Here is a 9,836-nt window from a genome sequence, read left to right as displayed (position 1 = left end):
CGTGTTCTCTTTTGCGAACCGCCGGATGCGGACCCGCATGTCCGGTGGTGTGAGAGGGAGCGGCCAGTCACCGCTCCCTACTCGATTAAAATTTTTTCAACGGAATACCCGGAGGGACGGAGAAGAAACGGTTCTCCCGAACGTAGATGAATCATCGGAAAAACATTGGAAGGATGAATATGAAAAAATACTCGCCGTTGTGGTATTCGGAACATTGATTGTTTTGGGGATAATCGTGTTAAGAAACCGTTTTGCTCAACCGGAATCGCTCTCCACGGCAGAAATTGCGGCATCTCCCAGTAAACCGAAAGCGGAGGCAATCGACTCCGTTCCCGCCGACCCGGATTCGACCGAGAACGCCCGGCGGATCCTGGAATACCTCGGCGGCCTGTCCACGACAGACGGCGGGCGGGCGATCGCGGGGCAGAACTGCTACCACGGCAACGAGATCGCCCCGGAGCGGGAGGAAAACGGCTATGAAAACCTCGTCGTCGCGCTTCACGAACAGACGGGAAAGTGGGTCGGTCTGGTCGGGGTGGACTATGAGTACATGAAAGTCTTCACGCCCGAAGAGCTTTCCTCCGCCAACCGCGTGCTCATCGGGCATTGGAAAAAGGGCGGGCTGGTGACGGTCAACTTTTCCCCCGTCAACCCGTGGGTCTCCGCCGAAGCGGATATGGGCCGCTACCGGGAGCTGTGGAACGGCCCCGGCTCGCCGGACGATCTTTCGCACGCGAAGCTTGCGGATTTGCTGGATCCGTCGAAGACCGTGCAGGCCGAATGGCGCAGGAAGCTGGACCGGATCGCGGCGGCGCTGGCCGAACTGCAAGACGCGGGGGTGGTCGTCCTCTGGCGGCCGATGCAGGAGATGAACGGCTTTTGGTTTTGGTGGGGCAGCGACCCCGAAGGCTACCGGAAGGTTTACCTCGACATGTTCGAGTACTTCACCCGCGAAAAGGATCTGCACAATTTGTTATGGGTCTACTCGCCCTCCGCCGAAATTCCGGACATCCGGTCGTATCCGGGCGATGAATACGTCGATATCGTCGCCCCGACGGCCTACGACGACAAGCTGACGGTGAAACACTATGCGCTATTCGCCGAGATCGGCTCCCCGCTCAAACCCTTCGGGTTGGGCGAGTACGGCGCGAAGCTCGACGGTCCGTTGGCCGCGGCCGGGACGCTCGACATGATGGAGCTCATCCGCCGGATTCGGAAGGATTACCCGCGGGCGGCATACTGGGTTTCCTGGCACAGCTACCCGGACAGCCACTGGTCGATCATCAGCAACCTGAATTTCACCGCTCTGATGAACAATCCGGACGTCATTACCATGGAGACGATGTCGTGGAAGGGGTGATGAGGTTGGGGGCGGGGATGGAAAGGACCGGGATTTCCCTTCGGGATGGGATCGGACCAGCCACGGATTTTTTTCTCCTCCCGCCGTCCTTCATCCAAAGCCCGTTGCATGGGAACCCATCGAAAACGGCAAGCCGCGGCATGTCCTTCATCTTGGTGTATGGCCTGAGATCTTCGAAGGAGTTCGGCGGATTATTCCGAACAAGCCGCCACGGCGGTACGGGCCGTAGTAAGATTCCCCGCCATGGAGGACTTTTACCCCTCTGCCGGGAACGCCGGAGCGGGTCCGGCTTCCCGCATGTTTGAGACGGACCGCGATTGGCGCTCCATGAGGGATTTGCTTATGGCGGCCTGCGCGCGCGCCGGCGATGGACGCCGTGCGCACGTCGGCGGGCTGATGTGGGATTATTTCATGGTGGCGTGCCACCTCGATCCGCGGGTTCACCTCCGGCTTTGGCAGGACGGCGGGGGCGCCCTGGCGGCTTATGCCATCCTCGGAGAGGATCCGTCCTTTCAATGCCAGGCCGCTCCGGATTGGGAGGGAGCCGGCCTGGAAGCGGAGGCGCTGGCCTGGGCGGAGGGGCGCCTGGCCGACCTGCGCCGGAGCGAACCGGGGCGGTGGGGCGGCCCGCTGTTTTCCGGCGCGTGGCGGGATGACGAGCGCCGCAGTAGGTTCCTTGAGGAGAACGGGTTTGTACGGCGCGAAGAATTCGACGAATTCGTTCTGAAGCGTTCTCTGGCGGATGGGATTCCAAAATCCCGGATCCCCGAAGGATACCGGATCCGCGCGGTTGCGGACTCGGGCGAGGCTTCCCTTCGCGCGGACGTCCAGCGCGAGGTATGGTCGCCGTGGCCGGTCGGGCGGATCGGCGGGGAAGATTATGCGCGGCTGATGCGGATGGACGGCTACGACCGGGAGCTCGACGTAATCGCCGTGGCGCCGGACGGAACGATCGCCGCCTACGCCAACGGCTGGATCGATCCGGTCAACCGGATCGGGAATTTCGGCCCGGTGGGCGCACGTCCGGCGCACCGCCGGCGCGGATTGACACGCGCGGTGCTGTGGGAAGGAATGCGCCGCATGCAGGCGCGGGGGATGAACCGCGTATGCATCTCCACCGGTATCTCGAACGTCCCGGCCAGGAATCTCTATGAGTCGATCGGCTTCCGCGAGGCAAATCGGGTTCTCGGATACGCGAAGCCGGACCGGGGCGGCGGATCTTCCACGCCCGGCGGAGGGGACGGCGGCGAATCCGACCGGCCTCCGGAGACGCGCAGCCGGGCGGACGCGGAACGAGGGAAATGATTTTCGACTGCCGCCTGCATTCCAGAAATTCATCGGACGGCGAAGGCTCCCGCCATGACGTTTGCCGGGCGGCGGAGCCGCGCGCAGCCGGCAGAACATCCTCTTTTTTTAGGAATGACTCCATGCAATCGAATGCTGCACCGACGGAAACGGGGCGGGGGAAAAACATACTGGCGATCAATATGGCTTTGACCGTCTTCTTGACGCTGGTGTTTTGGGCGATCGTCCGGTTTTCCCGGGTGGAGGGTCTTCCGCTGTATTTTCTGCAGCTCGGCCTCTACGCCGTATTTTTCCTGCAGGCTTGGTGGGGATTGAAACACGAACGGATTGTTCCGCCCTTCAACCTCCGCCGAATTGGGGAAGCGCTGGCCTGCTCGTTGGCCGGCTGGCTGTTCTTTGTGGTCGTAATTCAGGTGACGGGGATGATCCGGCTGCCGGAGGAATTCGCCGCTTTGCGGAACACTCCGGCCGTGCAGATCGGGGCGAAAATCATCAGCACCTGGTTTTTCGTCGGCTTGGGGGAGGAAGTGCTGTTCCGCGGCTATTTCCAGAACGCGTTTCGGCGGCATGCCACGCGGGGAACCGACCGTCAACGGACGGCGGCGGCGGTCCTGGCCGTCAGCGCCTTCTTTTCCCTGTGGCATCTCCCGGTACGAATCATATGGCTCCTCGCCGGAGAGCTGGATCCGGCCACGCTCCTGCTCAGCCTGGTGATCGTGTTTCTGCCTGGGCTTGGGTACGCCTTCCTGTATATCCGGTCCGAGAACATCCTCTTGAACGGATTGGTGCACGGCTTGTCGGACTACCCTTTGATCGGAATGAGTTCGCAATTCGCGCCGGCCATATTGCTGGCGGCCATCGCCTGTGTGGAGCTCGCCCGATTCCGGTCCGCCAAAAAACCCGACGCGGAACGATCGCCTTCTTGACGGCGCGCGCTTGCCGGCTGGGAATTCCCGGATCCGCATACCGGATGCGATTACGTGAAGCGGTGGGCTGCGAAGATCCGCCGGCGCGGTTTTCTCCCCCGGTTTTATTTCGGGTAAAATGACTCGCGCCGTTCGAGCCCGCGGCAAATGATGCTCCATCCATCTTCCCGGAAGATTACCCATGCCGGATTCTTCGCCCCTCGTCCTTGGAATCGACTCCAGCACCACCGCCTGCAAGGCGGTGGCGTGGGATTGCGACGGCAACGCCGTCGCCCAAGCAGTCAGCCCGCTTCCGATGCTCTGTCCACAGCCCGGCTGGTATGAGCAGCCGGCCGAAGCCTGGTGGACCGCGGCGGCCGAGGCTGTCCGCCGGGCGGTGGCCGGCGTGGAGTCCGGCCGCTTGAAGGCCTTGTGCATCGCCCACCAGCGCGAGACGTTCGTCCCGCTCGACGCGCAGGGCCGGCCGCTGGCCGAAGGGATCCTCTGGCTCGACGAGCGCGCGCGCGATCTGCTGCCGGATCTGGAAAAGGCTTTGGCGCCTTTCGGCTTCCACGCTCTGACCGGCAAACGCCTTTCGGTGAACCTGACGGTTGCCAAGATCGCCTGGCTGAAACTCCACCGGCCGCAAATCTTCGCCGAAACCAAGCAATACCTGGATGTTCACAGTTACCTGGTGCGGCGGCTGACGGGCCGCGCCTGCGCCGGATGGGGCAGCGCCGACCCGACCGGGATGTTCGACCTCCATCAAAACCGCTGGGCGGAGGAGATGCTGGAACGGATCGGCGTCCGGAAGGATCAACTCCCTGAGCTGTTCCCGCCGGGGACCGTCGTGGGAAACGTGCTCGCCTCGGCCGCGGAGGAATGGGGCCTTCCGGCGGGCCTGCCCGTCGCGGCGGGGATCGGCGACGGACAGGCGTGCGGCTTGGGGGTGGGAATCACCTCGCCCGGAGACGCCTATCTTTCACTCGGCACCTCGATGATTTCGGGGACCTACAGCGAGGCGTGCGTGATCAACCCCGCCTTCCGGACGATGTGCGGCGGCGTTCCGGAAACCTTCCTGCTGGAGACCGTCCTGCTCGGCGGCGCCTACACCGTCGCCTGGTTTCTGGAGAAGATGGACGGGCGGCCGGGCGAAGATCCGGCCGCCCGGCGGGAATTCTACGAGCAGGCCGCCGGCGAAATACCGGCCGGGAGCGACGGGTTGGTGGCGGTGCCCTATTGGAACAGCGTCCTCGGGCCGTATTGGGACCCGGCCGCGAGCGGGATCGTCGCCGGCTGGCGCGGCCATCACACGCTTGCCCATCTTTACCGCACGATCCTCGAGGGGACGGCGTTCGAGCAACGGTTGGGGACGGAGGGCGTCGAGATGGCGCTGGGCCGGACGGTCAGGCGGTTCATTGCGATCGGCGGCGGGGCGCAAAGCGGCCTGTGGCGGCGGATCCTGGCCGACGTCACCGGCAAACCCGTGTTCCGTGCGGCCGCGGGGGAAGCCGCCGCGTTGGGGGCCGGAATCCTCGCCGCCGCGGCCGCGGGCTGGTACGCCGCAATCCCCCAGGCCGCGCGGGCGATGACGCGCGTCCTGCCCGATCCGGACGAGCCCGATCCGGCGCGGCGGGATTTCTATTCCCGCATGTTCGAAGAAGTTTATAAACCGTTGTTCCCCGCGGTCCGGCCGGCGCTGGACAAGCTGGCCGATTTGTCGGGAAACGCATAGGAAACGCCGGACCAATGCCGTCCATCCTCGCGCGAAACCGGTTGCCGTTTTCGGATCGGTGTTTCCCCTCCCGCCTTCCCGTCACACGGGAAGGCGGGAGGGGAAGGGGAGGGTGGATGGGATGGGAAAAAAGGGAAAGGCGGTCGTGATCATGGGTCACATCCTCGTCGTCTACGAATCCCGCACCGGACATGTCCGGCGGATGGCGGAAGCCGTCGCCGAAGGCGTGCGCGGCGCGGGATCGGAGGCCCGGCTGCTTTCCATCGACGAAGCCGAGCCGCAGGATCTGCTCAACGCGGCCGGCATCATCGCCGGTTCCTACACCTCGTACGGCGTCGCGGCGGGCGGAACGAAGGCGTTTTTCGATAAGACCTACGGCGTCCACGGGAAGTTGAACGGCAAGGTCGGCGGCGCCTTCGCCTCGTGCGCCGGGCTGGGCGGCGGATGCGAAACGACGGTCCTCTCGCTGCTGCAGATGATGCTGGTGCACGGCATGATCGTCCAGGGCAATCCGGCGGAGTTCCACTTCGGCGCCGTCGCCATCGGGGCGCCGGATGCGCGCAGCCTGGAAGCCTGCCGCAGTCTCGGTAAGCGCACGGTCGAGCTGGCGGAGGCCGTGGCGGGAATATAAATTTCCCGCGGTTGTCCGCCGGCGAGCCCGTTTACAGCCCTCCGGGCGCCGGGCCGCAGACCGGATGCGCCGCCGCAGTGCCGGACCGGACCTTGCGCCCGCCGGAAAAGTTTCCCGCCGATCGGCGCGGTGCCCGCGGCGTCGGCCTGGAGGAGAATTCGATGGAGTGCAAGCAAGCCAAGAACCTCCAACACTGCAACTGCTCCTACCCCTCTTGCAGCCGCAAGGGGATGTGCTGCGAATGCCTGAGATACCACCTCGAGAGTCGGGAATTGCCCGGGTGCTGCTTCCCGAAGGACGCCGAGCGGACCTACGACCGGTCGTTCGAGCATTTCGCCCGGCTGGTGGCTGAAAAGCGCGTGTAAGCCCGGTGCGCTGGAACCGATACTCCTTTTCGAGGGGCAATGTCGATACCGCTGCTGGAGGATGCCATGCGCCGTCGGATATGGGCCCCGGTTTTGATCGTCGCGGCCGTGATGGCCGCCTGCCGCAATCCGGGTTTTGAATCGGTCGATCTGCAGGCTCTGGCGTACTCGGTGGATGATTTTCCGCCATCCGCCGGCCCGGTCGATGTTCGGGCCGTTAACGAGGAAAAGGATTGGGAATACCTGCAATGGGCAAATCTGAGGGTTGCCGGCCCGGCCGGCGACGCCGTCCTGGAGGCGGATGTGATTCTGTTTTCCGATAAGAAAGAACTCCTGAAGGCCTACGCGGCCTTCACCGCCCCCGAATCGCGGAAAGGCTATGCGGAGTATGATCCGCCGGAGATCGGCTATGCGGTCGTGGGCGGGCGGCAGGATCGGAGCGGCGGCGGTGCCGAGATCGTTTTTGCCTTCCAGCGCTGTTACGCGATGGCGAGCATCCGGGCCCGGGTCGGCGGAGAATCCTCCCTGACGGAGGAAGCCGTCTACCGTTACGCCGCCGCGCTGGATATGCGGTTGAACAACAGCGTGTGTCCAATCTGACGGATTCCGGGCGGAGATCACCTTCCCGCCGCGGAATCTTCCGGGAGGCTGACCCATGAAAGACCTTCTCGAACGCCATTGGCACCATCTCCCCGTCGACGAAGTGCTTGAGATCCTGGACGCGGACCGCGAGCGCGGATTGGACCTGTTTGAGGTCCGGCGGCGGCGGGAGCGGATGGGGCCGAACCGGCTTACCCCGCGCAAGGGAAAAAGCCCGCTCGTTAAATTCCTGCTCCAATTCAACAATCCGCTGGTGCTGATCCTGGTGGTGGCGAGCGCGGTAACCGCCGCATTCAAGGATCCGCTCGACGCCGGGGTGATCTTCGGCGTGGTGTTGGTAAACGCGGTCATCGGGTACGTGCAGGAGGCGCGGGCGGAGGAATCGATCGCCGCGCTGGCCCGGGCGATGACCGCCGAGGCGGATGTCGTCCGCAGCGGGAAGGCGGTGCGCGTGCCGGCGGAGGAACTGGTGCCGGGGGATATCGTCGTCCTCCAGGCGGGGGCGCGGGTTCCGGCCGACCTGCGGCTTCTGGCCGCCCGCGACCTGCAGATCGCCGAAGCCGCGCTCACCGGCGAATCGGTGGCGGTGGAGAAGGATGCCGCGGCTGCCTGTATGCCGGAGGCGGTGCTGGCCGAACGCGCGACGATGGCCTACGCCTCGACCTTGGTGACCTACGGAACGGGCCGCGGCGTCGTGGCGGCGATCGGCGACGCCACGGAAATCGGCCGCATCTCGCAGCTGATCTCCTCCGCGGCGGAACTGCAGACTCCGTTGACCCGCAAGCTGGAGCGGTTTAGCCGCATCCTCTTGGCGGCGATCCTGTGCCTGGCCGGGGCGACCTTTGCGATCGGCTTGGCGCGCGGCCAAGCCGCCGTCGAGACCCTGATGGCGGCGGTCGCGCTGGCGGTCGGGGCGATCCCCGAGGGTCTGCCGGCGGCGGTGACCGTCACCCTGGCGATCGGCGTCTCCCGTATGGCCCGGCGCCGGGCAATCATCCGCAACCTCCCGGCTGTGGAGACGCTCGGATCGACGACCGTCATCTGTTCCGACAAGACCGGGACTCTGACCCAGAACCAGATGACGGTTAAGGAGATCGCCACCCTGGGCGGCGCATACGCCGTCGAGGGCGCGGGGTACGCCCCCCAAGGGGGCATCCGCGGCGGTTGGGAATCCGATCATGCCGCGCGGGAGACCCTCCTGGCCGGACTGCTCTGCAACGACAGCCGCCTGGAGCAGGAAGGCGGAAGCTGGACCGTGCGCGGCGATCCGACCGAGGGCGCGCTCCTGGCCGCGGCCGGCAAGGCCGCCTTGGAGCTCGATCCGCAAGCCCATCCGCTGCGGCTGGACCTGATCCCTTTCGATTCACAACACCAGTATATGGCGACCCTGCACGAAGGCGGCGCGGTCTACGTCAAGGGCGCGGCCGAGCGCCTGCTCGAGCGCTGCGCGGGGGCGCTTGCGCCCGGCGGCTCGCTGGAGGAATGCGGGACCGACCGTTTCCGCGCCGAAGCCGACCGCATGGCGGCCGACGGATTGCGGGTTCTGGCGTTCGCCCGGAAAGACCTCCCCGGGCGCGACGCCCTCTCGCACGAGGATATCCGCGGCCTCACCTTGCTCGGTTTGCAGGGGATGATCGATCCGCCGCGCCCGGAGGCGGTGGACGCGGTGGCGGCATGCAAGCGGGCGGGGATCGCGGTCAAGATGATCACCGGCGACCACGCCCTCACCGCCGCGGCGGTCGGATCGCAGATCGGCCTGTGCTCCGCCGATTGCGGCGACGTGCTGACCGGCGCAAAGCTGGCGGAACTCTCCGACGCGGAGCTGATCGAACGCGCGGGGAATACCAGCGTATTCGCCCGGGTCGCGCCCGAGCAGAAGCTGCGCCTGGTGGAGGCGCTGCAATCCCGCGGTCATGTGGTGGCGATGACCGGCGACGGGGTCAACGACGCGCCGGCCCTCAAGCAATCCGACATCGGCGTGGCGATGGGGATCACCGGCACCGACGTGGCCAAAGAGGCGGCCGACATGATCCTCACCGACGACAACTTCGCCTCGATCGAGGCCGCGGTGGAGGAAGGCCGAGGCGTGTTCGACAACCTGACCAAGTTCATCGCCTGGACCCTGCCGACCAACCTCGGGGAGGGGATGATCCTCCTGGCCGCCATTCTCCTCGGCGGCGCATTGCCGATCCTGCCGATCCAGATTCTGTGGATCAACATGGTCACCACCGCCGTGCTCGGAATGACTCTGGCGCTCGAACCGAAGGAGCGCGACATCATGCGGCGCCCCCCGCGCGACCCCAAGGCGCCGATCCTCGACGGGGTGCTGGTCGGGCGGATTCTGCTGGTGAGCCTGTTGATGCTGGCGGGTGCCTTCGGCTTGTTCGAGTACGAGATCTTGCGCGGGGCGTCGGAGGCGGAAGCGCGCACGGTGGCGGTGAACGTGATTGTCTTCGTCGAGACGCTGTACCTGTTCAACGCGCGCTCGCTGAAGCGTTCGGTGTTCCAACTCGGCCTGCTCTCGAATCCCTGGGTGCTGGGCGGCGCGCTGCTGATGGCCGCGATCCAGGTCGGATTCACCTATTTGCCGTTCATGCAGAGGCTGTTCGGCAGCGCGGGTATCCCGGGCTATCTCTGGCTGGATGTGATCGGAGTCAGCTTGGCGGCGTATGCCGTGGTCGAGGTGGAAAAGGGATTGCGGAGGCGGTTTGGGCGTTCCGCCGCGTGAGCCCCCCTCCCTGACCCTTCCCCGAGAAGCACAGTTCGCTTCTCGGGGAAGGATTCCCCGATCAGACCTCCCCCGTTAAGCGCAGTTCGCCAAACGAGGAGAGATACCCCCCCCAATCCTCCCCCTCCCTGACCCTTCCCCGCGAAGCACAGACCGCTTCTCGGGGGAGGATTCCCTGCCCAGACCTCCCCCGTTAAGCGCAGTTCG

8 protein-coding genes are annotated in these 9,836 nt (G+C 65.3%); all 8 read left to right on the top strand.

What is annotated here, in order from left to right; genetic code table 11:
• Window positions 1-235 precede the first annotated feature (235 nt).
• The 8 genes from JW929_14850 to JW929_14815 all read left to right on the top strand — a co-directional run bounded on the left by JW929_14850 (window position 236) and on the right by JW929_14815 (window position 9,629).
• Window positions 236-1,360, top strand: a complete 1,125-nt coding sequence (locus tag JW929_14850) for a hypothetical protein (protein MBN1440682.1) — start codon at window positions 236-238, stop codon at window positions 1,358-1,360.
• A gap of 342 nt (window positions 1,361-1,702) precedes the next feature.
• On the top strand, window positions 1,703-2,665 hold the full coding sequence (locus tag JW929_14845; protein MBN1440681.1) for a GNAT family N-acetyltransferase: 963 nt from the start codon (window positions 1,703-1,705) through the stop codon (window positions 2,663-2,665).
• Window positions 2,666-2,787: 122 nt separating this feature from the next.
• Window positions 2,788-3,591: a CPBP family intramembrane metalloprotease gene (locus tag JW929_14840; GenBank protein MBN1440680.1), complete on the top strand. Its 804-nt coding sequence runs from the start codon at window positions 2,788-2,790 to the stop codon at window positions 3,589-3,591.
• A gap of 181 nt (window positions 3,592-3,772) precedes the next feature.
• A complete protein-coding gene (locus JW929_14835; GenBank protein ID MBN1440679.1) occupies window positions 3,773-5,305 on the top strand; it encodes a hypothetical protein in 1,533 nt (510 codons plus the stop codon).
• Between the two features lie 121 nt (window positions 5,306-5,426).
• Entirely contained in the window at window positions 5,427-5,936 is a 510-nt protein-coding gene (locus JW929_14830; GenBank protein MBN1440678.1) for a flavodoxin domain-containing protein, read from the top strand.
• Between the two features lie 161 nt (window positions 5,937-6,097).
• Window positions 6,098-6,301: a hypothetical protein gene (locus tag JW929_14825; GenBank protein MBN1440677.1), complete on the top strand. Its 204-nt coding sequence runs from the start codon at window positions 6,098-6,100 to the stop codon at window positions 6,299-6,301.
• Window positions 6,302-6,367: 66 nt separating this feature from the next.
• Window positions 6,368-6,901 (top strand): hypothetical protein, encoded by a 534-nt coding sequence (locus tag JW929_14820; protein MBN1440676.1) that lies wholly within the window; start codon window positions 6,368-6,370, stop codon window positions 6,899-6,901.
• A gap of 55 nt (window positions 6,902-6,956) precedes the next feature.
• Window positions 6,957-9,629: an HAD-IC family P-type ATPase gene (locus JW929_14815; protein MBN1440675.1), complete on the top strand. Its 2,673-nt coding sequence runs from the start codon at window positions 6,957-6,959 to the stop codon at window positions 9,627-9,629.
• Window positions 9,630-9,836 lie beyond the last annotated feature (207 nt).

The organism is Anaerolineales bacterium (genome assembly GCA_016928575.1).
GTDB lineage: Bacteria > Chloroflexota > Anaerolineae > Anaerolineales > RBG-16-64-43 > JAFGKK01.
This window is presented reverse-complemented; position numbering and strand designations above follow the sequence as displayed.

Excerpts from the sequence above, each read along its gene's own strand:
- JW929_14845 (MBN1440681.1), top strand. The coding sequence starts at position 1,703 with ATGGCGGCCTGCGCGCGCGCCGGCGATGGACGCCGTGCGCACGTCGGC.
- JW929_14840 (MBN1440680.1), top strand. The coding sequence starts at position 2,788 with ATGCAATCGAATGCTGCACCGACGGAAACGGGGCGGGGGAAAAACATA.
- JW929_14835 (MBN1440679.1), top strand. The coding sequence starts at position 3,773 with ATGCCGGATTCTTCGCCCCTCGTCCTTGGAATCGACTCCAGCACCACC.
- JW929_14830 (MBN1440678.1), top strand. The coding sequence starts at position 5,427 with ATGGGAAAAAAGGGAAAGGCGGTCGTGATCATGGGTCACATCCTCGTC.
- JW929_14825 (MBN1440677.1), top strand. The coding sequence starts at position 6,098 with ATGGAGTGCAAGCAAGCCAAGAACCTCCAACACTGCAACTGCTCCTAC.
- JW929_14820 (MBN1440676.1), top strand. The coding sequence starts at position 6,368 with ATGCGCCGTCGGATATGGGCCCCGGTTTTGATCGTCGCGGCCGTGATG.
- JW929_14815 (MBN1440675.1), top strand. The coding sequence starts at position 6,957 with ATGAAAGACCTTCTCGAACGCCATTGGCACCATCTCCCCGTCGACGAA.